We start from the raw sequence: 22,246 nt of genomic DNA, 5'->3' as shown, positions 1-22,246 counted from the left end.
GAACGATATAACCAATTATGAAAAGAGGATAACAGACATGAACATAAAACGAATGAATATTAAGCGGGTAATGATTGTCGGAACGATGATTGTAGCCATGTCCTTTGGAGGAACTGCCTGGGGCAAGCCAGCCTTACATACCCTTCCCGTTGCCAAATGGTCCACCTCTGATGTGGCCGATACCGATGAGCTGCTGGACGCCCTGAATCTGAGCCAATCCTCCGATGAAGAGCTGTACGACGCCTTATACGACGGCAAATCCCTGCGTACCATCGCTGAAGAGAACGGCGGTAATATTAATAATGTTATCAACCTGCAGGTCAAACAGCTGACACAGCAGCTGGAAGCAAGACTGGCGAGCGGAAGCATCAATCAGCAGCAATACACCGCACAGAAGGCTGAACTGAGAGAGATCGTGACGCAGAGTGTGCTGACTTCGTTTGGCTGAGTGAATCCGGCAGGCTGAAGGCGTAAATTCAATACAGTTTTATTTTGAAAAAGGCTGTCCCACCTGCAGAATGACTGCGGCGGGGCAGCTTTTTGCGTGCGGCACCATTATTGCCTGGAGGATGTACGTTCGCCGCACTCTAGTGTAACTGTCAGGTGAAAATAGAGTACTATATTGGCTGAACGTAAGATTGCAGCGTGAATCCCGATTTCATCCGCTTTCCGGGGCGGCGATCAGGCAACTTTTTATATAATCCTGCACATAATACAACATTTCCTTCATCCTATCGGCTCAAATCCAAAATTGTTGTACAAAAGGCAGCATTTCACCTTGCTCAAGCGACTTAGCAGGATTATTGTTGTATTTCATACAACAATCCACACGAATACCTGGCTATTCATAGATCAAAGTTGCAAAACGTACAACATTCATGTCTGCATCGCTTCCTAAGAATTCATCATTCTACCGGAAACGAATCAAGTGTAAGAGACCGACGTATTCCAACAGGCGAATCCGCTCAAACAGAGCATTTAAAGGGATTGCTGCTTTCACAGCTATAATGAACTATTTAAAGGCTTATATCTGCGGGTATGAGTCTTTTATTGTCCAGTATTATAGTTTATCACTGTTTGGTCTTGACCTTCCTGTTAGGGTAAGGTTTATGGTTAGTATAAGAAATTCCGGCCGGAATAACTTGTGAGAGGATGGCTCTGCATTGAAAATCGGGGAATTCGCAGAACTGAATAAAGTTACCACCAAAATGCTCCGTCATTACGATGAGATTGGTCTGCTTCATCCTGCTGCCGTTGATTCCATGACTGGTTACCGGTCCTATACGTCAGAGCAGTCCCATTCTTTGAATTGGATTATGGTTCTGAAGAGTCTTAATTTCACCCTGGGTGAAATTAAGGAGTTCTTAGGCGGACCGGTTGACAGCGTGATTCTCATCCGCCAGCTGGTACGCAAACGGATTGAAATTTCGTCGGCATTAAATGAACAAATTCACAAGAAAATGGCCATAGACCGGCTCATAAACCTCATTGAAAAGGAAGGCTTCGAAATGAATAAGACCATTGACTTGCAAACTATAGCGCTGGCAGATGTGCATGAAATCAAAAAGAACATCCCCAACATGGAAATGTTCCTTGAAAATGTAGCCGGTATTATTGCCCGGTGTACGTATGAAGATATCCACTCGGTTATACGCTTTGACATCAGCCATTTCAAACAGGTGAATGACGATTACGGCTTCGACGTAGGGGATAAAGTCATTGTCGCCTGCTATCAATTGATTGAAGACAACATCTACAAACAACTGAGTCATGCTACCATAGGCCGCGCGCACGGGGATGAATTTATTGTCTTTGCCAAAGCGAACAAGGATGCAGCCAGCCTGGTTGCTCAATGTATCATCGATGCTATGCTAAGCTTTGACTTCTCCGCTATCGGCTGCCCGAAGCCCATGAGCTGTTATATCGGCGGTCTGGCCGGACCGTTCGGCAAAAGCACAGATATCCGTGTTATCATCGAGGCTTCCATCGAGACTCTTGAGCGGGCACGCCGAAATGGGATGAACTCTTTTATTATTGATTCGTATAGTGTGTAGAATTCTTCATTGCTATGGCATAAATAAGCTCGCTGGACAAGTAGCTACCTATCATTCTGAGCAGCCAGCATGCCGTACTTATGGACTGACTACTGTCTCGCCTAATAGCTTATTCTATGTCTTTGGGTTTCATTTGCTGTTTAGCCTCTTTCCTTACACTTGAACTAAATGTTTCATAATTAGTATTTACAAGCTTTTTAAGTTGTACATCATGTGTCTTCGATTGCATCTTCCCATTATTCAATTTCCAGATTCCATCATCAAAGTTGTAGGACCAATACTTCCCGTCCGGTGTTTTTGTTAGCATAAGCAAGACTTGATCTCCTTCATGAACGAACTCCACACTGGATGTTTTTTTATCTTCAACCCCGTGTTGAAGATAAGTGATTTCTTTACTTTCAGGAACCTCCCCGTAAACTACTTGGGTAACACTAATGGTTGCTGGTGTAACCTCATATTGGAAGCTGCCTTTCCCAACAATACCAGCATCCCTCATTTCAACCGGTAGAACTTTGTTTACAGTTCCTTTTACAATAACTTGCACACCATACAACGCTTCTGCTAACGAATCTGTATCTGAACCTGTAGCTGCATACTCATTTCCATTTATATTAGTTGAGCTGTGTCCAAATAAATCCGGACCTATTACAAATCCTAAAATAGATGAGGCAATTATACATGAACCAAAAATAGCCATTATTTGTAATTTGCTCTTCATTTTTGAACCTCCTAAGGTTTAAATTAATAGAGTGAATTAACTTGGTTTACATCAAACGTTGTAATATCATAGCCTAAATCCAATTCTGACCCCATAATTGTTCCACTCATGTATATTGCATGGCCCAGTCCAATTGAATGACCCATCTCATGTTTCACATTTGCAAGCTTTTTAGCAGAACCTGATGGAAGATAGCCTTCATTAAAATGAATTGCAACATACTTGATAATATCACCTGTACCACAATTATTATAAGTAAAGTTAGTTGAACAAGGAACGGCATCTGTTTTAAACGGTTGGGTCCAGGCAAAGGTTTTAGTTCCCCAACCATTTGCATCCCATTGTGAAGACGTATAAGACCTAAGATCAACAAGCGAAGTGACAAAAGGCTCTGAAGTCATTTTTACATGCGCTCCTGATGTATTCCATGCGTTCATAGCTGTACTAAAATAACCAGAGTATGTAGATGACAAATTATCCGCATTCATTTTTAAATTAAGCTTACCTCCATAAATCACACTGCTCATCCACTTCCAACCATATGGTTCTGCTTGGGCAAACGAAGAAAGTGAAAATGACAGAAGACAACTTAAAATCTAAGGCAGGCGCTCTAGAATTGAATCCGGTTTGTACATACTAAAAAAAAACCACATCTTCAACTGTCAACTGAAGGTGTGGTTTTTACTCATAAGTATATAATTATCCATTTCTTTTGAACATCAAACGATGCATGACCTAATCTACACTCTTTTTCATTTACACGCGAAAATACTGCCTAACCGTACCCCTGCCCTTTTGGCCCTCTTCCATTCCCCCAGCCTCTTCCGCTTCAACTCGGACCTCCACCTCCGCAAAAGCCCCGTTCACCAGCGTAAGCTGCGGCGGCAGATGGCCGCAATCGATATCGTAAATGACCGGCAACCCCAACTCGCTGGCCAGCTCCTGATAGACATCCTCTACGGTGTAATTCTCCATAGGACGGTTAGCTGCGCTCCGGCCGAACATCAGGCCGCTGCAATGGTCGAACCAGCCGGCCAGCTTCATCTGCAGCAGGGATCTGCGCAGATCGGTTACAGACAGCTCGCAGTTCTCCAAGTACCACAGGATGGGCTCATTCTGGATATAATGCTGCTGGAAATGCCGCAGATCCCCATACGGCGTGCCGATGAGATGCCGGATTACGTCAATGCAGCCGCCGAGCAGCCGGCCCTGCATAGTTACGTTCTGATTACCTACAGTCTTCCAGTTGGTGATTTCGGTAAGATTGAACACATGGGGTGAAGGCTCCCCGCCTCCCCATTCCAGCTGGTACTGCTGCGAGGAATGCTGAAGTACCAATTCCCCGCTTGCTGTAGACAGCACGGATTCCCACATAGCCGTCACCGGGTCTGTCTCTTTTCCACGTAAATCAATAAAATTGGTGCCGTGAGCAGTGGCGATGCCCGTCCGGAGAGTAACAGCCAGCAGTAGCACACTGATATCAGAGTAGCCGAGAATCCATTTGACCTTCATGTTATCGAAATCTACCTGCTCCAGAATCTCGATCAGCAGCTCCCCGCCCCAAGGCGGGATGATGAGCCCGATGCTGTCATCGGCCATCATGGCATTGAATTCAGCCGCACGCACGCCTGCCGGTGCTGACTTGGCTTTATCCTGCGTCCACGCCGTTGCACCGCACACCACGCCATAACCATGGCTCTGCAGCCGGCTGCAGGCAAGCTCAAGCAGCTCATGCAATTCCTCCCCTACCCCCGAAGAAGGTGCCGTTACACCTATAACTGCTCCTGGCTCTAATACCGGATATCTGATCATTTCTGCTAATCCCCTTCCATTCCTAATAAAAAGCGATACCCAAACCATGAGCAGTTTGAATATCACCTATTATGAATATCTCTTATATGTTTGTGTTGTTCACTTATTTATTCAATCGTGTACCCATGGTTAATCGTCTTACGCCCTTACTGCTCAGGTTCCAGGCTTATCACGGCTGATCTCCAGGATATCCAGGAAAAAGACGAAGATCGGAATGCCGAGAATCAGTCCCCATACGCCGATATAATGCTCGGAGAACAGCAGCACGATGAAGGTGTAGAACATTGGAAGGTTCATTTTGGAGGACATCAGCTTAGGGTTGAGGAAGTAGCCTTCCATGACATGCAGCACGGCAATCATAGCCAGGATGTAGATCGTCATCACCAGTCCGCCGGTATTGTAGCCGATGATGCATAGCGGAATAAGCGAAATGACAAAGCCGACCACTGGAATCAGGCTGAGCATGAAGATCATAATAGCGAGCGCAAAGAGATACGGGAAGGGTTCGAAAAAGAAACCCATGATCCATAACCCGACAACCGTGAACAAAGTATTGAACAGCGCAATCAGGATCTGGGCTTCAATGACTTTACCGAAGGAGGCTATGAATTTCCTGCCGAAATACTCAAGCTCTACATAGAACCAGGAGATCTTGCTGTCTCTCAGGCGGGAGGTGAAGTTGACAATTCTGTTCTTCTCCAGGATGAAGACAAGGCTCAGAATCGTTGACAGGACGAACGTAGTTCCCCAGTTGCTGATTTTGAACACGTATTCAATGCCCTGATTCAAATAGCTCTGGTAATTCAATTCCTTAACCATGCTGAAAAGATACTGCATAATCTCGTTCTGTGGAATGTCATCAGAGGTTAGTGTTCCGAGAAACGCGGTTAATTGCTTAATCTGCGAGAAGACCTTGGGCAGATATTTGACAAGGGCCAGTACGATCATAGTGATGAGCGCTAAGTACAAAATAATAATGATTACCTTGCTGTTCACCTTGACATATTTGCCGATCCTTTTGCTCAAAAGCACCTGAAAGCTGTTCATTACATAAGCAATCAGGAACGTCAGCAGCACCAGATTCAGCATGTCTCTAATACTGTACAGCAGCAGTCCAATCAGTGCCAGAATTAAAAAGCGCCGGACTGTTAAATTTGCAAAGTAACGCTTGAATACTTCCATTGTTTCCTTGTTCCTCTCCATTCACAGGCGATTAGGACCTTTAGTTATAGTGTACCGTAACGAAAACAATTATAGCAACTTCGGCAGAGTCAAAAATACGCGAAAAAACAAACTTTATGTCATCTTGCCTGAACTTCGGCTGCTTTATGCTATAATGTGTGCGAAATCGTGAAAGTTAAAGCAATTTAATTCCAAATCAATGGAGGCTGCATCCTTTATGGGCAAAATCATCTGTATTACCGGCGCATCATCCGGCATCGGCCTGGCATCAGCGCTGAAATTCGCAAATGAAGGCTGGACCGTCTACGCCGGAACCCGCCATCTGGAGCGCGATCAGGAGCTGTACCGTAATGTGGACAATCTGCACTTCGTAGAGCTGGAGGTCACGCAGCCGGACAGCATTCAGCGGGTTATCGACCAGATCGATCAGGAGCACGGGACACTGGATGTACTGTTCTGCAACGCCGGGTTCGGCTATCTCCGGGCACTTGGACAGGCTCCATTCACTGATATCGAGCGCATCTTCGACACTAATGTGTACGGGGTTATGCATACGATCCGGGCCGCACTGCCCCTGCTGCGTAAGACCGGTTACGGCCATATTGTCGCTACCTCCAGTGTCGGCGGGCTCATTGGACAACCGATGAACGAGATCTACTGCGCCAGCAAATTCGCGGTGGAAGGGCTGCTGGAGAGTCTGGCTACCTATTACAAGCCGCAATTCAATATCGACATTACCCTGCTTGAGCCGGGGGCTATCGCTACAGAATTTAATAAGACCGTTCTTGGGCATGTAGCGGACACCGGCGGCATCCTTGAAGATGAGTACAAGCCGATTCTCGATGCCTATACAGGGACCTTCCTGAAACGGAATGTAGAACCGCAAACTGCTGAGTCTGTTGCAGATGTTATGTGGGATCTGGTTCAGCTGGAGACCAAGCCGCTGCGCCTGCGCACCTCCGAACGGGCCGAAGAATTCGTCTCCCGCAAGGTCAGTACAGACCCTACCGGACTTGACGGTGTACTTCATATTCGCAAAATCCAGCTGGATATGTAACTACAGCGTCGTCAGTCTTCCGCTTCCCCGGCCAGCTCCTTCGTGATCAGCTCCTGATTGCTGCGGTGGAAGTTGGACATATTGCGCGGGAAAGCACAGCCTTCGATCAGAGCATCAACCGTTTCCTGGATGCCTGAAGCTACAGCCATACGCATGTTGTGGATATACTTCAGGCTCTCTTCCCTGCGCCGCTCCAGTTCTACGCTGCTGTCCGTTGCCTCCCCGTGTCCGGGGACCAGCAGCGTGAACGGGTGCCGGGCCAATATCTGCTCCAGCTTGCCGAGCGTTACTTCGTAAGCCAGACTGCTGTCATAGATATAGGGGAACTCCACGTCAGATAAGTAGTCTCCGGCAATAAACAGCCCGGCAGACTCCACTATTGTAAATAGCCCGTCATCCGTATGGCCCGGAGCAGCATAGCCTGTCAGCTTCAAATCCCCGAATACCAGCGTCTGCCCTTCCTCTTCCATCACATGATCCACCTGCGGATACGTGATTTCATAGTCTCTCCTGAGATAATAACTATCGTCAAATGCCCGGATCTGTTCAAGAATATCTTCGCGTTCCCCGGCGCTTTTGTCCGCCAATGCCCTGCTTGCGATGACTTCGGCATCCCTGAAGGCCCCATACCCGATAATATGATCGAAATCGGAATGGGTGAATAACAGCAGCAGTCTCCGCCCGCCGAGAATATCCTCCGTGTACTGCCTAATTTCCTCCACCTCACGGGGCAGCCAGCAAGGATCCGCTACCAGCACACAATCCGCCGTCTCTACAACAAGTGAATTCGTCAGGTAGAGATCACTCTGGAACAGAGTGACGGGGCCACGCTTCCATTTAAACATCAAATACCTCCCAAGGGACATTACACCCGCTTTATAGTTTACGATTCTTATCATACGACTATTCTGCATATAGCGTTTCGGAATACAGCACAGGAATTACTCCTTCCGGAGTGAGCCGGTATTCCCTTGCCTCACTCTCACCTACGTTAGATGCTTCGTACACCAGATCATCCCTGAGCATCACGGAATCGGCCTGCAGGACATCATTCAGGAAAGCCTCCTCGGCATGACCGTTATGCCAGCGGTACACATAGGCGGTCATAGGGGTGCCGTGTGCTGACACCACTTCGGGTATGCCGTCTCCGTCCACATCTGCTTCCCGGGTATGCCCGGTACTTACCTGCAGGACTCCGGCTGGTGTCCCAGACTCATCGATGGTGTAATAGCTGCTGAGCGACAGGTTCGCTCCAAGCCCGCCGGTGATTTTTAGGGCGGCACCGTTGAACAAATCCGGCACATCGGCAATAATACTCCCCGGGCTGCGGTAATTGTAAGTCCCTGCCGGACCGAGATTGTAATGCCCGCCCGAAGACTCCAGAGCAGCATAAACATAGTCCTCATCTCCGGGTTTCGTGAAGAAGGTAAGCTGTATTTCTCCGAACGCCTCCAGATGTTGTTCCGAAATGACCTTCGCCTCTGCAGGAAGGCCTGCCCAGGCCTCAGGCCTGAGCGTAGCCTGAACCTCCTGCCAATCCAGCTTAATCGGCTCTGGCGTCTGCAGGCTCCGTGCATCAGGGTGGCCGACGGACGCCCCGCAGCCTGCGGTAATCAGGATAAGCGGAGCCAGCAGCACCGCGGTTATTTTGTACAGGATCAAGCCCATATTCCATCCACCTTTACTTTACTGGAATCTATTATCTCTATAGTAAAGTATACTCAGCTGCAAGCAGCGGGAGGTAACCGGACCGATACCTGAGGGTTAAAATCTTGTTCTTATTCCCGGTATTTCTATTGCAGCGCGTTCATGTAAAAGAGAGGCGATTCCGTAAGAGAGACTTGTTTACGTCTTACGGACCATCTAATAGGTGGAATTGGGACACTTAAATTCATGGTTCTAAGCGGTCAGTATGATTTAATTGGATAAACGACATCTATTTCTCTCGGTTCCGGCTCTATATGCCCCCTACTGGACGAACAGATGTATTATTTCCAACTAAAACTTTAGAGTCGTAAAATTCAGGATAATTAAGTGCTCTTTATCCACCTAACCTGTAAGAAAGCTCCTACTCCTATACAACAAATAACAAAAAACCCCCGGCAAAAAGCCGGAGGGCATTACACATACATCTATCTCTGATTCAACTCTAATCTACCGCTGGATCGGCTCGATCCGGTAAGTGGCATTCCCGCCATCTGCCGCTGATCCGCCGCTGGTAATCTGCCAGCCGAAGGATAATACATCCTCCAGCCGTTGCTTCTGTGATTCCGATAACAACGCTTCGACTGCTTCGCGGCCTTCCTCCAGCTCCAGCTTCGGCTCTATGCGAAGTGCAACGGCAATCCAGCTGCGGATGCCGCGGATCGTGTTGTATTTGATCTGGTAGCCTTCGGTTACGGCTGACCGAAACAGCTCCGGCTGTTCACCAGCCAGCGTAGACAGCTGCCCGTAATCGAATTCGTATTCACTCTCGTCGGCAGGCAGATCGCCTTCGGCAACCCGCCGCAGCAGTTCTTCATCGGACCAGCCCAGAGAGCGCAGCGATTCCACCAGCAGGGCGTCCCATTGCGATAACTTTACCTTACTCAGCGTATCAGTCATTGTATATCCTCCCTTGTTTAAATAAATATAAATGCATACCATTACCTGAATTCAGTCCGTAAAATCACCAGCCACGTAATGCCCCGGGCTGACTTCCCGCAACACAGCGGCTTCCTCATCCCCACGCGTTACCGAGTAGGCATCCAGCCGGATTCGCTGGCTGGCCTTCAGCGGGTCGGTCTCCAGAATGGAAGACAGCAGCGCTTTGGTATACGGATGCTGCGGATTGTCATACAGCTCATCGCTCTCCGCAACCTCAACGAGGCGGCCGCCGTACATGACGCCGATCCGGTCAGAAATATGCCGGACCATCGACAGATCATGGGCGATGAACAGATAGGTCAGTCCGAATTCGGACTGCAGATCCTCCAGCATATTGACGACCTGGGCCTGCACGGAGACATCCAGCGCCGAGATCGGCTCGTCGCAGACGACGAACTCGGGCCGGACCGACAGCGCCCGGGCGATGGAGATCCGCTGGCGTTGCCCGCCGCTGAACTCATGCGGGAAGCGGTAGAGATGCTCTCTTTTGAGACCAACCTTCTCCAGCAGCTCCGCCACGGCTTCCTTGCGTTCTTCACCTGGGTAGAGTCCATGGATCCGCATCGGCTCACTGATCAATTCCAGCACATTCAGGCTGGGGTTCAGTGAAGAGTACGGGTCCTGGAAAATCGACTGAATCCGTCTGCGGAACGGCTTCAGCCCTTTCTCGCCCAGCTTGCCCAGCGGCTGACCGTCATAGAATACCTCGCCGTCCGTATAATCGTACAGGCGGAGCAGACAGCGGCCGACCGTTGACTTGCCGCTCCCGGATTCACCCACCAGTCCGAAGGTCTCGCCCTGGCGGATCTGGAAGCTGACGCCGTCCACGGCCTTAAGCACAGCCGTATCGCGCCCGCGTATATCCTTGCCCTTGGAGAAATGCTTCTTGAGATTGTTCACATCTACGAGCACCTTGCTCTCACTCACCGGAATCCCTCCCCACTGTAACTGCCGCCTGCTGCTCTGCACCTTCAGCCAGCCAGCACATCGAGCGGTGGCCAGGTGCAAGCTCTACTACCGGCGGACGTTCACTGCAGCGGGCAAAAGCATGCGGGCAGCGGTCCATAAACGGACAGCCGGGCGGCGGATTCAGCAGATCCGGCGGTGTGCCTTCAATCGGAATCAGCCGCTCCCGCGATCCCCCGCCGCGCTTCGGAATGGAACGCAGCAGGCCCTGGGTGTACGGGTGCTGGGGACGATAGAAGATGTCCTCCACCGTGCCCTCCTCCATAACAAGCCCGCCGTACATCACAATAACCCGTGTGCAGACCTGAGCCACGACACCAAGGTCATGGGTGATCAGCGCTACCGCTGTATCCGACCGTTCTTTCAGCTCCTTGAACAGATCCAGAATCTGCGCCTGAATGGTTGCATCCAGCGCCGTGGTCGGCTCGTCGGCAATCAGCAGCTCCGGCTGGCAGGAGAGCGCCATCGCGATCATGACCCGCTGGCGCATGCCTCCGCTGAATTCATGCGGATACTGCTTCAGGCGCTGCTCGGGATCGCGTATGCCAACCTGGCGGAGGATTTCCGCCGCCTCGGCATACGCCTCCGCTTTATTCAATCCGCGGTGTCTGCGGATAACTTCGGTTAATTGCTGGCCTATTCTTTTGACCGGATTCAGCGAGGTCATCGGGTCCTGAAAGACCATCGCGATCCGGTTCCCGCGCAGGGTCCGCCACTGCTTCTCCGTGAGTCCCTTCAGACTCTCGCCGCGAAACTCCAGCTTACCGGCAGTCATGCGGCCCGGCGGCGTGATCAGGGACATGACCGCCTTGGCGGTGACGCTTTTGCCGCTGCCGGATTCTCCGACAATCCCCACCGTTTCACCGGCATCTATATGGAAGCTAACACCGCGGACGGCCTGATTCTCGCCGTCCCGGGTAGCAAATGAAACCTGCAAATTCTCAACAGTCAGCAGCCGTTCAGTCATGATGTTCCACTCTCCTATCTCCGGATCAGCTTTGGTTCAAAGCCGACCCGCAAAATATCACCCAGCACATTGAAGCTCAGAACGGTCAGCAGGATCATCAGCCCCGGGAACAGCGCCAGATAAGGCGCCTCTGCAATATACCCCTGCGCGCTGTTCAGCATGCTGCCCCAGGTGGCGTTCGGCGGCTGTACCCCGAAGCCGAGGAAGCTCAGCGACGATTCCATCATAATGGCCGACGCAATATTATTCGTCGCGCCGACGATAATCACCGGCACCAGTCCCGGAAGGATATGCCGCCAGATCATGCCGAAGGAGCTTTGGCCGGAAGCCTTGGCATACAGCACATATTCGCGTTCCTTGATCGTAAGGGTCTCCGCGCGCACAACGCGGGCCACGTTCATCCACATTAACAAGGCAATAATAATGATCAGATTGCCGATGCTCGGCTTCAAATAGACGCTGAGCAGCAGCAGGATCAGGAAGGACGGAATGGACATGATAATATCCAGCATCCGCATCAGCAGATTATCCAGCCAGCCGCCGAAATATCCGCTGATCACTCCAACCATTACACCCACAAAGGTAGCCACGACCATGGAGGCGAAACCGACGAGCAGCGAGACACGGCCGCCATATAGCGCTCTGGACAGATAATCGCGTCCATAGTCATCGGTTCCGAACAGATGTCCGGCGCCGGGCTTGGTGAGGCGGGCCATGGCATCCATGGCATTCGGATCATATCCGGACAGGAAGGCAAAGATGGCCCCCAGCGTAAAGATAGCCAATACAGCAAGAGCAGCGACACCCAGACCGTTCGTAAACAGCTCTGACTGTAGATTTTTCCATTTACTGCGATTCATGAGGTCACCCCTTTAATTTAATTCGCGGATCGACAAAGCTGTAGAGAATGTCCGCCACCATATTACCGAGGATCAGCATTAAGGAAGAAAATAAGGTAATCCCCATAATGACGGGATAATCCATCCCCTTAACCGCCGTCATCCCCAGCGACCCGATGCCCGGCCACGAGAATACCGTCTCGGTGACAATAGCACCGGCCACCAGATCTCCCATAGACATGCCCAGCAGGGTAATAACCGGCAGCAGCACATGCTTCATCACATGGCGGAACAGAATCGTCGATTTCTTCGAGCCAAAAGCGTACTGGATCTGCACATATTCCTCTTTGAGCTGCCCGATGGTGCTGGAGCGGATATAACGCACATACCCGGCAAGGAAACCGAAGGCCAGTACCGAGCAAGGCAGGATTCCGTGCTTCAGCACATCCAGCGGCGATTCCACACCAATCGTGCGCATCCCCATACTCGGCAGCAGGTGCAGCTTAATGGCGAACAGATACATCAACAGTATCGCCAGCCAGAATAGCGGAATGGAGATCCCCACATAGGAAATAAAGTTAATCAGCTTGTCTGCCCAGCGGTTGCGGTTCGCACCGGCCACGAGACCTAGAGGAATCGCCAGAATCACCGCCAGCGCAATGGCGCTGCCCATCAGCCCGGCTGTAGCCGGCAGGCGTTCGAGGATCTGTCCCAACACCGGCTGGTGATTGATCAGGGAATACCCGAAGTTGCCCTGGACCATTTCCTTAATCCAGATGAAATATTGAATATAGGCGGGCTTATCCAGCCCCAGATTATGGCGGATACGCTCAATATCATCGGCATGCATATTGGGCGTAACGAAAGATAGCACCGGATCTCCCGGAGCCAGCTTGATCATTGTAAAACACACTACGGATACAAAAAACAGCATCGGCAGTGTTTGCAGCAACCTTCGGACGATGAGTTGTCTCATACGCAGCTTCTCCCAGCTCTTGACAGGCAAAAAATAAGCTGGAAGAACCCAGCTTATTTTTTTGCCGTGCTTATTTTTTTGCGCGGATTATTTCTGGTAGATCTTGGACAGGTCTTCGAAGATAACGACCGGCTTCAATACGGCTTCATCAATGCCGCCGTAGTTCTTCGATACAGCTACAACTGTTTTAGTATAAGCGATCGGGTAGATCGGTGCATCTTCAGCGACAAGCTCCTGCGCTTTCTTGTAGATCTCTGCGCGTTTTGCCGGATCCGCTTCGCCTGCACCGTCATTCATCAGCTTATCAACTTCACTGTTCGAATAATGCGAGTAGTTGGAAGAGCTGTCTGTTGTGAACAGAATACGGTAAGCATCGGGATCATATCCCATGATATAACCGGTCAATGCCAGTTCGTAGTCGGTAGATTTCAGATCAATGAACTTCTGCACCCAGGCCGAGGAATCCATGTTCTGCAGTTCAACTTCTACGCCCACAGCCTTCAGCTTCTGCTGCACATACAGCGAAATTGCTTCCTGTGCCTTGTTACCGCTCTGTACAATGTAACGAAGCTTCAGGTTGCTCTCTCCGGCAGACGCCAGCAATTCCTTAGCCTTAGCGGCATCATTGTCAAAGCTAGTTACTTCATTCGTGAAATACAGCGCGTCCGGAGTCAGGAATGACTTGGCCGGGTCAGCATATTCACTGGAAGTGTACGCTGTCTGGATCAGCTCATCGCGGCTGAGGGCCAGGGACAGGGCTTGACGGACTTCTTTTTTGGCGAGGGCGCCGGTATCACTGTTCGCATTGAACATCAGATAAGCCAGACGGCCTTCACTATAAGGAAGAATTTCGAAATTGTTCGTTGCCTGAATCGTTGCTACATCCTTAGGATCAAGATACTGCACGTTGATCTCGCCATTCTGCAGGGCAAGGTTCGCTGCATTGGTATCTTTGGCAATCCGGTAAGTTACCGAATCCAGATGAGGCTTGCCGCCGAAGTAGTTATCGAAACGTTCCAGTGTCAGATACTCACCGGCTTTGTATTCTTTGAATTTGAAGGGACCGGAACCTACTGGTGAAGCGTTCTTGGTGCTCTTCTCGATATCAGTTTCATTCTCAAAGATATGCTTCGGAATCGGGAATACCTGTACCAGCGTCGCTTCAAAAGCCGGGCTGACCTGCGGAAGCTGGAATTCAACAGTCAGATCATCCACTTTAACCGCTTTGATGGCTTTGTCGCCGATCAGGAAGTTGGCTCTCAGGAAGCTGTTCTGCTTCTCGTCGAGAATGCTGTCGATGGTGAACACGATATCATCCGCCGTGAGCTTCTCTCCATCATGCCAGGTAAGTCCATCCTTAAGCTTCAGTGTGTAAGTAAGATTATCCTCCGAAGGTGTCAGGCTCTCTGCCAGGTAGAAGGTCTTCTCCCCGTTATTCACCTGGAACAGCGGAGCATATAGTGCCTGGTCGATCGTCAGACTGACACGGTCACCCGCATAGTTCGGATTAAGTACAACCGGATCAGATGCGACCCCTATAATCAAGCTTCCGCCATCCTTCGGTTCGCTGGCAGCAGGCTGCTGCGTTTCCGCCGGTGTCTGGCTGGCACCCGCATTTGTCGATGCCGCGTTATTTCCATTAGAGCATGCACTAATCATTAGTGTTAATAAAACTAGAATGACAACCCCTGATATCCCTTTACGCATTATCTCTCTCCTCCATGTCTATGAGCAATCTCACTCGTTGTGAAAGTTATTATATATCGGAATAGTCGGGATTACAATGTATTAATTTTCCACCTGTGAAAGTTTGAACAACCGCCTGCTGTTACCCCTGAGGATTGCCGTTATCCCATACGCTAATCTCCTGCATGATATCCCCGCGCCGCAAAGCATCCACATGCTCCATTCCCTCTATTACTCTGCCGAACACTGTGTGCCAGCCGTCAAGGTAATCAAAGGTATCGTAGCAGATAAAAAACTGGCAGGAGCCGGTACCCGGCCCGAAATGGGCCATGGATAATGCCCCGCGCACATGCTTATGGGGATTGCCCTGTGTCTCGCAGGGGATCTTGTCAGTGCCGCCTCTGCCGGTGCCTTCCGGACAGCCCCCCTGGGCGACAAAACCGCGGACGACACGCTGAAAAGTCAGGCCGTTGTAGAAGCCGCTGTTCGCGAGCTTTTCAAAATTGGCTACCGTTCCCGGAGCCTCGTGTTCATACAGTTCAAGCCGGATCTCTTGTCCTTGTTCCAGCCTTATTATAGCCAGCTTCATAGGATTCCCTCCGCTTCTCCGGCTGCATTGTCTGCGGGAACACCGATATGAGCCACGGTCTTAGCCGGCTGCTCAGGTGCATAGATCTCCTGCACATCATCATCCAGCAACGGCCGGAGCGCTCCATCCGCAGCCTGCAGGAACACCTCGGCGCGCGGATTCATGGCCAGGAGCAGGTTGATCAATTGCTGTACTTTTAACGGTGACTTCTCCATACTCTCACTCCTGTCTCTACTGTGCAGAATCTCTGCCTCTGTCTATGCGGTATTGTACAACAGCTCTCCGCCAGACACCAATCCATATATTTCCTCTTAAGCTTCTATAATTTGAAAAAATCGGGATTAGTCCCGTACTTCTCTAAATATATTGAATACATATAATTCATATCATCTATTTGCGAATCCAAGGGGATGTTCTATTAATGTTGACCTTATCCTGGAGTGGCCTGCTATGAATGACACCCGAACCCGGGTCCTGCTTGGCAGCCCGATCCATCAAAAACCGGCAATTCTTGAGCAATTCCTGAACTCTCTGCTGCGTCTGAACCTGGCTAATATTGAACTGCATTTCTATCTGATTGATGACAATCAGGATAAAGCTTCCAGTCAGCTGCTCCAGCAGTTCGCCCAAAGCGGCAGATCAGTCTTTCTGCAATCCTCAGGGTTTCATGATGCCTATATCCGCGATGACACGACCCATTTCTGGAATTCCAACCTGGTCTGGAAGGTAGCCGGGTTCAAGAATCTGATGATCCGCCGGGCCGAAGCCTTCAGCTATGATTATCTGTTCCTGATCGACTCCGATCTGATTCTTCATCCGGATACGCTGCTGCATCTGATCAGCACGGGCAAAGATATTATCTCCGAGGTGTTCTGGACCCAGTGGCAGCCCGGCACTCTGCTGCAGCCGCAGGTCTGGATGCATGACGAATATAACCAGTGGGAGGTGCTCCCGGGAGAGCAGCTCTCGCATGAAGAGATCAACCGCCGCTTCCACGCCTTCCTGACCAGGCTGCAGCAGCCGGGAATCTATGAAGTCGGCGGGCTCGGCGCCTGCACCCTGATCAGCAGCCGGGCCATCGCTTCCGGAGTCAGCTACGACCGGGTCCACAACATCTCCTACTGGGGAGAGGACCGCCATTTCTGCATCCGCGCGGCGGCGCTTGGCATTCCGCTGTTTGTCGACACGCACTACCCGGCGCTGCATCTCTACAGGGACAGCGACCTGATGAAGGTGCCGGAGTTCGTCCGGCAGACATCGCCGGCGGCTGGAGCGGCGCCGGGGTGGCAGGATGCGCAAGATGCGCCGGGCGAGGTGGAGGCAGAGACGAATGCGGGGCGGAGTGACGCGGACGCGGCGCGGACTGCGCCGGAGGCGGGGCGGAGCGGGGCGCAAGATGCACCGGGCGAGGTGGAGGCAGAGACGAATGCGGGGCGGAGTGACGCGGACGCGGCTGGCGGCGAGGAAGCCGCTGCGCGCCAAGAGGCAGTGCAGGGCGATGCAGAGGCATCGCCCGCGGACAAAAGAGCGCTGGACGCGAGCGCGGAATGGGATGCGCTGTGGACCGAGGCGGAGGCCCGGCGGCACTTGTCCAAGGAGCCGCCGCCCGAGGGCGGCGGCGAGGTGCGGTTGCCGCACGCCGGGCCGGCGGCGGGCGCTGCTGCGGATGCGGCCGAGGGCGCAGATGCAGCAGGGCTGAGCGCCGCGCATGGAGCGGCAGCCGGTTCTTCCGCAGCATCTGCTGATTCAGCAGCGGTCCGGCGGCCCAAGCTGACCCTCACGATGGTCGTCAAGAATGAGGGCTCGCGGTTTCTGCGGCAGGTTCTGCAGGAGCACCGCAAATATATCGATGAAGCCGTCATTATCGATGACGGCAGCACGGATGACACGGCGGATATCTGCCGGGAGGTGCTTCAGGGCATTCCGCTTCATCTGATACACAACAGTGTCTCCAAGTTCAGCAATGAATCGGAGCTGCGCAAGCAGCAGTGGGAAGCAGTAATTGAGACTCAGCCGGAGTGGATTCTCAGTCTGGATGCGGATGAGATTTTTGAGGCCGGATTCCCGGAAGAAGTGGATGCCTTGCTGCGTGCGGACAATTGCGACTTATTCTGCTTCCGGCTCTACGATTTCTGGGACGACACTCATTACCGTGAGGATATGTACTGGCGGTCCCATCAGAGCTACAGGCCGTTCCTGCTCCGCTACCGGGAGGACTTCACGTATCTCTGGAACGATCTGCCGCAGCACTGCGGTCGGCTGCCGGAGAATATCTTCGAGCTGTCCCACCAGTTAAGCAACCTCCGGCTGAAGCATCTCGGCTGGTCGAGGCCGGAATATCGGCTGGAGAAGTATTTGCGCTATATGCTGCTGGACCCGGACGGCCAATACGGCTGGAAGGAACAATACCTGTCTATTCTTGATCAGCATCCCCATCTGGTACCCTGGAGCGATTAGTAACCAATAATTGCTTAATCTCGGCCTGCAGAGAAAGTGCTCCCGCCAAGCGGCTAATTGGACTTTGAAGTTCACATTGTACGGCGCAGGTATACAGGTATAAATGTTGTAAATATTACAACTCGGATTCAAAAATAACCGGGTATGCGGGAGGATTGTTGTATGAAATACAATAATCCTTTCAGTTAGCCGCCTGCAGAAGATGAAATGCTGCATTTCCTACAACAATTCTCGATTAGGGCCGGTTTATTGAAGAAAATGTTGTATTTTCTGCAGGATTTAAGTCGAATATAAAAAGAAAAGCGCTCCAGCCTGAAGGCGGAACGCTTTTTTCTTGCGGATTGCACCTGTTGCCCTTCGGAGGCATCAATCAAATCCAGATCATATTTTACAACGAGCCAACTGTCTTCGCAGATTCCGGCTTCACTATAGTGACAGTCAATTCGCCGTCAGCTTCGTCCACCGTCATCACCGAGCCTTCCTCCGCTTCTCCGGCGATCAGGGCACGCGCCACCCGGGTCTCCAGGCTGCGCTGGATGAACCGCTTAAGCGGTCTTGCCCCGTACACGGAATCGAAGCCTTCCTCGGCAATGAAGCGCACTGCCTTGTCGCTCAGCGTAAGGCCAATGCCCCGTTCTGCCAGGCGCAGGCGCAGACCGTTCACCAGCTTCATCACGATCTGCTGGGTTTCGCCCAGCGTCAGCGGTTTGAACATCACAATATCGTCCACCCGGTTGAGGAACTCAGGGCGGAAATGGCCGCTCAGCTCCTTCATCACCCGGTCCTTAACCGCTTCGGTCAGCTCACCGTTGTCATCGGTGCCCTGAATCAGATGCGGCGAGCCGATATTGGAGGTCATGATGATAATGGTGTTCTTGAAGTCGACCACCCGGCCCTGCGAGTCGGTCAGCCGCCCGTCATCCAGCAGCTGCAGAAGAATGTTGAACACATCAGGATGGGCTTTCTCCACCTCATCCAGCAGCACAACAGTATACGGCTGGCGGCGCACCGCTTCGGTCAGCTGGCCGCCTTCTTCATAGCCGACATATCCCGGAGGAGCACCTACGAGGCGGGAGACGCTGTGCTTCTCCATATACTCCGACATATCGATGCGGATCATGCCGTCTTCACGGTCAAACAGCGATACCGCCAGCGCTTTGGCCAGCTCGGTCTTGCCGACACCGGTCGGCCCCAGGAACAGGAACGAACCGATCGGACGGTTCGGGTCCTTGATGCCTGCTCTTGCCCGGAGCACAGCATCCGCCACCAGCCGGACGGCCTCATCCTGGCCGACTACCCGCTCATGCAGTGTGTCTTCGAGCCGCAGCAGCTTATCCCGCTCACCTTCCACGAGGCGGCTGACCGGAACCCCGGTCCAGCGCGAGACGATGTCGGCGATCTCCTCTTCCGTCACGGCTTCGCGCAGCAGCCGGGTCTCCTGATCCTGCTGTGCGGCTTCCTCTGCGGCCTTCAGCTGCCGCTCCAGATCAGGAATTATGCCGTAGCTCAGCTCGGCGGACTTGTTCAGATCATAAATCTCCTGCGCATCGACCAGATCCTTGCGCGCCTGCTCTAACCGCTTCTTCAGCTCGCGGATGCCCTGGATCGCGGACTTCTCCTTCTCCCAGCGGACGGTCATGCCCAGATGCTTCTCCTTGAGGTCGGCCAGCTCCCGCTGCAGAATCTCCAGACGGCGCGCGCTGGCATCGTCGGTTTCTTTTTTGAGCGCAGCTTCTTCAATCTCCATCTGCATCAGGCGGCGTGTGACCTCGTCCATCTCACCGGGCATGGAATCAATCTCGGTACGGATCATCGCACAGGCTTCATCCACCAGGTCAATCGCCTTATCCGGCAGGAAGCGGTCCGTAATATAGCGGTTGGACAATACCCCCGCTGCAACCAGCGCGCTGTCATAGATTTTGACCCCGTGATGGACCTCGAAGCGCTCCTTGAGGCCGCGCAGGATAGAAATTGTATCCTCAACATCCGGCTCGCTGACCAGCACCTGCTGGAAGCGGCGTTCCAGCGCCGGGTCCTTCTCGATATACTTGCGGTACTCATCCAGCGTCGTCGCCCCGATACAATGCAGCTCACCCCGGGCCAGCATCGGCTTCAGCATGTTGCCCGCGTCCATGGCCCCTTCGGTCTTACCGGCACCGACAATCGTATGCAGCTCATCAATGAACAGAATGATCCGGCCGTCACTCTCGCGGATTTCCTTCAGTACGGCCTGCAGCCGCTCTTCGAATTCCCCGCGGTATTTGGCTCCGGCAATCAATGCGCTCATATCCAGCGAGAAAATCGTCTTGTCCTTCAGCCCCTCCGGCACATCCCGGCGCACAATCCGGTGGGCCAGCCCTTCTACAATCGCGGTTTTACCTACGCCGGGCTCCCCGATCAGCACAGGATTGTTCTTGGTCTTGCGGGAGAGAATACGGATGACCCGGCGGATCTCCGCATCCCGTCCGATCACCGGATCAATCTTGCCGGCCCGCACCTCGGCCACCAGATCACGGCCGTATTTCTCCAGCACCTCATAGGTGGCCTCCGGCTCCCGGCTCGTCACCCGCTGATGTCCGCGGATCTCGGCCAGCACCCCGAGCAGCTTCTCCCGGTTAATGCCCCGGCTGGTGAACAGCCCGCGCAGCTCACGGTTCCCGCTGCCGGTATCCGAGACCATCGCCAGCACAGCATGCTCTACGGCCACGAACTCGTCCTGCATCTTGGCCGCTTCCTTCTCGGCCTGCTCCAGCATGGCGATCAGCGCGGGCGAGGCATACCGCCGCATCGTGCCCGCTCCGCTTCCGCTTACGCTGGGCTTCCGCTGTAGCAGCGCCTCCGTACCCTGCAGCAGCTCGGCTGCAGGAATATTCATCTTCTGCAGCAGCCGCGGCAGCAGGCCTTCATGCTGCTGAAGCAGTGCCTTCAGCAGATGAAGATTATCAATCTCCTGATGTCCGCTGGCCGCAGCCAGAGACTGGGCCTCTGCTACTGCTTCCTGCAGCTTCTGTGTAAGCTTGTTGAAATCCATAAGATCATCGCCTTTCCGTAAAATTATGCCGCTGCAGCCCCAGCTGCAGCATTCAATATGTCATTCACCCGGATAACCGGCTTTATATTCATCATTACCCCGTTGTTGCTCTGCGCCGCTGTGCCCCGCCGGGAGTCTGCCGTTTGGCTCCGGCCTGGAAGCTGCCGGCATCGGCCAGCTGGCGGTACAGCTTCTTCTCCGCTTCCGAGGTTTCCGGCGGAATGACGATCTCCATCCGGAACAGGATGTCGCCATTCGTACCGTTAGGACGCTTCAGACCCTTGCCGGAGAGGCGCAGCGTCCGGCCGCCCGCCATACCTGCGGGGATCTTCAATTTCACCTGGCTGCCATCCGGCAGTGCCACCTTGGCATCCCCGCCAAGCACAGCCTGCCATGGGGCAATCTCAACCGTGCCGAGCAAATCCCCGCCGTCCGGTTCATAGAAATCATGGGGCAGAAGATGCAGCGAGATCAGCAGATCGCCTCCCTGTCCCACACCGCTTCCGCCGCCGGGAACACGGATCACCGTTCCTTCGGCTGATCGTGCCGGAATCTGCACACTCAGATCTTTGCCTGCCGCCTGAACGCTGATATTTCCGCCTTTGTAGGCCTGCTCCAGCGTAATCTCAAGCTGGGCCTGCATCGTACTGAACTCATCGGCCCAAGGGCTTCCCCCTTGGCGGGCACCGCCGCTGCCGGAGAAGAAATCGAAGCCGGCGCGGTCCGCCGCCCCCCGGCTGCCGAAGAACATCCCGAACAGGTCCTCTTCGGGTATCCCGCCACCGGCGGAAGCTCCACCGCTCCAGCCCGCGCCAAATGGAGCTTCCCAAGACGCGGAGGAGGCTGCCCCGCCGCTCCGCGGACCCCGTGCCCTGGCGTAGCCGGCCCCATAGCGGAGCTCCTCATCATAGATTTTCCGCTTCTCTTCATCACCCAGCACCTCGTACGCTTCGGCCGCTTCCTTGAACCTGGCTTCTGCCTCCGGGGCCTTGTTGACATCGGGATGCCACTTCTTGGCCAGCTTCTGATAGGCCTTCTTAATCTCCTGCTTCGAGGCCTGCTTACCGACGCCCAGAGTCTCGTAATAATTTGCCGCCACTGGTACCTCCTCCTTTCGTATAATGGGAACTATTCTATAGGTTATAGCATTCCGCCCTGTAACAAGCCTATTCCCGGGCTGAATGATTATTCACCAAGTCATTGTCCGGGAAAAGACGCATCATAGCCGGTAACCCCACTACAATGCGCCTTGTATGATAGTGCTAT

General features: G+C 52.7%; 20 protein-coding genes. 4 read left to right on the top strand and 16 right to left on the bottom strand.

Annotation, left to right across the window (positions count from 1 at the left end; all coding sequences use genetic code 11):
• Positions 1-37: 37 nt before the first annotated feature.
• Both PBOR_RS01610 and PBOR_RS35180 read left to right on the top strand, forming a co-directional pair.
• Entirely contained in the window at positions 38-448 is a 411-nt protein-coding gene (locus PBOR_RS01610; RefSeq protein ID WP_235441468.1) for a hypothetical protein, read from the top strand.
• A gap of 715 nt (positions 449-1,163) precedes the next feature.
• Positions 1,164-2,054 (top strand): diguanylate cyclase domain-containing protein, encoded by an 891-nt coding sequence (locus PBOR_RS35180; RefSeq protein WP_052429287.1) that lies wholly within the window; start codon positions 1,164-1,166, stop codon positions 2,052-2,054.
• 109 nt (positions 2,055-2,163) lie between these two features.
• Here PBOR_RS35180 and PBOR_RS01600 read toward each other — a convergent pair whose 3' ends face one another.
• From PBOR_RS01600 to PBOR_RS01585, 4 genes are all read right to left on the bottom strand, one after another.
• On the bottom strand, positions 2,164-2,772 hold the full coding sequence (locus PBOR_RS01600) for a hypothetical protein (RefSeq protein ID WP_042210133.1): 609 nt from the start codon (positions 2,770-2,772) through the stop codon (positions 2,164-2,166).
• Between the two features lie 23 nt (positions 2,773-2,795).
• Positions 2,796-3,299, bottom strand: a complete 504-nt coding sequence (locus tag PBOR_RS36740) for a zinc metalloprotease (RefSeq protein WP_157763951.1) — start codon at positions 3,297-3,299, stop codon at positions 2,796-2,798.
• A 229-nt stretch (positions 3,300-3,528) separates the two neighbouring features.
• On the bottom strand, positions 3,529-4,584 hold the full coding sequence (locus tag PBOR_RS01590; protein WP_042210131.1) for a S66 family peptidase: 1,056 nt from the start codon (positions 4,582-4,584) through the stop codon (positions 3,529-3,531).
• Between the two features lie 153 nt (positions 4,585-4,737).
• The gene (locus tag PBOR_RS01585) at positions 4,738-5,766 is read right to left on the bottom strand and encodes an AI-2E family transporter (protein WP_042210130.1); all 1,029 of its coding nucleotides are present in this window, start codon (positions 5,764-5,766) and stop codon (positions 4,738-4,740) included.
• A 217-nt stretch (positions 5,767-5,983) separates the two neighbouring features.
• On the opposite strand from PBOR_RS01585, the gene PBOR_RS01580 reads away from it, so the two are divergent.
• A complete protein-coding gene (locus PBOR_RS01580; protein WP_042210129.1) occupies positions 5,984-6,823 on the top strand; it encodes an SDR family oxidoreductase in 840 nt (279 codons plus the stop codon).
• 11 nt (positions 6,824-6,834) lie between these two features.
• Here the strand turns inward: PBOR_RS01580 and PBOR_RS01575 are convergent, their stop codons facing one another.
• From PBOR_RS01575 to PBOR_RS01530, 10 genes are all read right to left on the bottom strand, one after another.
• Positions 6,835-7,668 (bottom strand): MBL fold metallo-hydrolase, encoded by an 834-nt coding sequence (locus tag PBOR_RS01575; protein ID WP_042210128.1) that lies wholly within the window; start codon positions 7,666-7,668, stop codon positions 6,835-6,837.
• A 58-nt stretch (positions 7,669-7,726) separates the two neighbouring features.
• Entirely contained in the window at positions 7,727-8,491 is a 765-nt protein-coding gene (locus PBOR_RS01570; protein WP_042210127.1) for a hypothetical protein, read from the bottom strand.
• A gap of 486 nt (positions 8,492-8,977) precedes the next feature.
• Positions 8,978-9,427, bottom strand: a complete 450-nt coding sequence (locus PBOR_RS01565) for a hypothetical protein (RefSeq protein ID WP_042210126.1) — start codon at positions 9,425-9,427, stop codon at positions 8,978-8,980.
• Between the two features lie 51 nt (positions 9,428-9,478).
• Positions 9,479-10,396, bottom strand: a complete 918-nt coding sequence (locus PBOR_RS01560) for an ABC transporter ATP-binding protein (protein ID WP_042210125.1) — start codon at positions 10,394-10,396, stop codon at positions 9,479-9,481.
• Positions 10,389-11,402 carry an ABC transporter ATP-binding protein gene (locus tag PBOR_RS01555; protein WP_042132887.1) on the bottom strand — a complete coding sequence of 338 codons (1,014 nt, stop codon included), beginning with the start codon at positions 11,400-11,402 and terminating at the stop codon, positions 10,389-10,391. The genes PBOR_RS01560 and PBOR_RS01555 overlap by 8 nt, the downstream gene beginning before the upstream one ends.
• A 14-nt stretch (positions 11,403-11,416) precedes the next feature.
• Positions 11,417-12,262 (bottom strand): ABC transporter permease, encoded by an 846-nt coding sequence (locus tag PBOR_RS01550; protein WP_042210124.1) that lies wholly within the window; start codon positions 12,260-12,262, stop codon positions 11,417-11,419.
• Between the two features lie 4 nt (positions 12,263-12,266).
• Positions 12,267-13,217 (bottom strand): ABC transporter permease, encoded by a 951-nt coding sequence (locus PBOR_RS01545; RefSeq protein ID WP_042210123.1) that lies wholly within the window; start codon positions 13,215-13,217, stop codon positions 12,267-12,269.
• A gap of 87 nt (positions 13,218-13,304) precedes the next feature.
• On the bottom strand, positions 13,305-14,924 hold the full coding sequence (locus PBOR_RS01540) for an ABC transporter substrate-binding protein (RefSeq protein WP_042210122.1): 1,620 nt from the start codon (positions 14,922-14,924) through the stop codon (positions 13,305-13,307).
• Between the two features lie 121 nt (positions 14,925-15,045).
• A complete protein-coding gene (locus PBOR_RS01535) occupies positions 15,046-15,492 on the bottom strand; it encodes a peptidylprolyl isomerase (protein ID WP_042210121.1) in 447 nt (148 codons plus the stop codon).
• Positions 15,489-15,707 (bottom strand): hypothetical protein, encoded by a 219-nt coding sequence (locus PBOR_RS01530; protein WP_042210120.1) that lies wholly within the window; start codon positions 15,705-15,707, stop codon positions 15,489-15,491. The genes PBOR_RS01535 and PBOR_RS01530 overlap by 4 nt, the downstream gene beginning before the upstream one ends.
• A 235-nt stretch (positions 15,708-15,942) precedes the next feature.
• On the opposite strand from PBOR_RS01530, the gene PBOR_RS37615 reads away from it, so the two are divergent.
• A complete protein-coding gene (locus tag PBOR_RS37615; protein ID WP_245648006.1) occupies positions 15,943-17,949 on the top strand; it encodes a glycosyltransferase family 2 protein in 2,007 nt (668 codons plus the stop codon).
• A gap of 388 nt (positions 17,950-18,337) precedes the next feature.
• On the opposite strand, the gene clpB is transcribed toward PBOR_RS37615, so the two are convergent.
• Together clpB and PBOR_RS01510 are read right to left on the bottom strand one after the other, a co-directional pair.
• Positions 18,338-20,980, bottom strand: a complete 2,643-nt coding sequence (clpB, locus tag PBOR_RS01515) for an ATP-dependent chaperone ClpB (RefSeq protein WP_042210119.1) — start codon at positions 20,978-20,980, stop codon at positions 18,338-18,340.
• A 94-nt stretch (positions 20,981-21,074) separates the two neighbouring features.
• Positions 21,075-22,079, bottom strand: a complete 1,005-nt coding sequence (locus PBOR_RS01510) for a DnaJ C-terminal domain-containing protein (RefSeq protein WP_052429286.1) — start codon at positions 22,077-22,079, stop codon at positions 21,075-21,077.
• Positions 22,080-22,246 lie beyond the last annotated feature (167 nt).

It is taken from the genome of Paenibacillus borealis, assembly GCF_000758665.1.
In the GTDB taxonomy this organism is placed as follows: Bacteria; Bacillota; Bacilli; order Paenibacillales; family Paenibacillaceae; genus Paenibacillus_AQ; species Paenibacillus_AQ borealis.
This window is presented reverse-complemented; position numbering and strand designations above follow the sequence as displayed.

Coding starts and splice junctions, on each gene's coding strand:
- PBOR_RS01610 (WP_235441468.1), top strand. CDS start 38: ATGAACATAAAACGAATGAATATTAAGCGGGTAATGATTGTCGGAACG.
- PBOR_RS01600 (WP_042210133.1), bottom strand. CDS start 2,772: ATGAAGAGCAAATTACAAATAATGGCTATTTTTGGTTCATGTATAATT.
- PBOR_RS36740 (WP_157763951.1), bottom strand. CDS start 3,299: ATGAGCAGTGTGATTTATGGAGGTAAGCTTAATTTAAAAATGAATGCG.
- PBOR_RS01590 (WP_042210131.1), bottom strand. CDS start 4,584: ATGATCAGATATCCGGTATTAGAGCCAGGAGCAGTTATAGGTGTAACG.
- PBOR_RS01585 (WP_042210130.1), bottom strand. CDS start 5,766: ATGGAAGTATTCAAGCGTTACTTTGCAAATTTAACAGTCCGGCGCTTT.
- PBOR_RS01580 (WP_042210129.1), top strand. CDS start 5,984: ATGGGCAAAATCATCTGTATTACCGGCGCATCATCCGGCATCGGCCTG.
- PBOR_RS01575 (WP_042210128.1), bottom strand. CDS start 7,668: ATGTTTAAATGGAAGCGTGGCCCCGTCACTCTGTTCCAGAGTGATCTC.
- PBOR_RS01570 (WP_042210127.1), bottom strand. CDS start 8,491: ATGGGCTTGATCCTGTACAAAATAACCGCGGTGCTGCTGGCTCCGCTT.
- PBOR_RS01565 (WP_042210126.1), bottom strand. CDS start 9,427: ATGACTGATACGCTGAGTAAGGTAAAGTTATCGCAATGGGACGCCCTG.
- PBOR_RS01555 (WP_042132887.1), bottom strand. CDS start 11,402: ATGACTGAACGGCTGCTGACTGTTGAGAATTTGCAGGTTTCATTTGCT.
- PBOR_RS01550 (WP_042210124.1), bottom strand. CDS start 12,262: ATGAATCGCAGTAAATGGAAAAATCTACAGTCAGAGCTGTTTACGAAC.
- PBOR_RS01545 (WP_042210123.1), bottom strand. CDS start 13,217: ATGAGACAACTCATCGTCCGAAGGTTGCTGCAAACACTGCCGATGCTG.
- PBOR_RS01540 (WP_042210122.1), bottom strand. CDS start 14,924: ATGCGTAAAGGGATATCAGGGGTTGTCATTCTAGTTTTATTAACACTA.
- PBOR_RS01535 (WP_042210121.1), bottom strand. CDS start 15,492: ATGAAGCTGGCTATAATAAGGCTGGAACAAGGACAAGAGATCCGGCTT.
- PBOR_RS01530 (WP_042210120.1), bottom strand. CDS start 15,707: ATGGAGAAGTCACCGTTAAAAGTACAGCAATTGATCAACCTGCTCCTG.
- PBOR_RS37615 (WP_245648006.1), top strand. CDS start 15,943: ATGAATGACACCCGAACCCGGGTCCTGCTTGGCAGCCCGATCCATCAA.
- clpB (WP_042210119.1), bottom strand. CDS start 20,980: ATGGATTTCAACAAGCTTACACAGAAGCTGCAGGAAGCAGTAGCAGAG.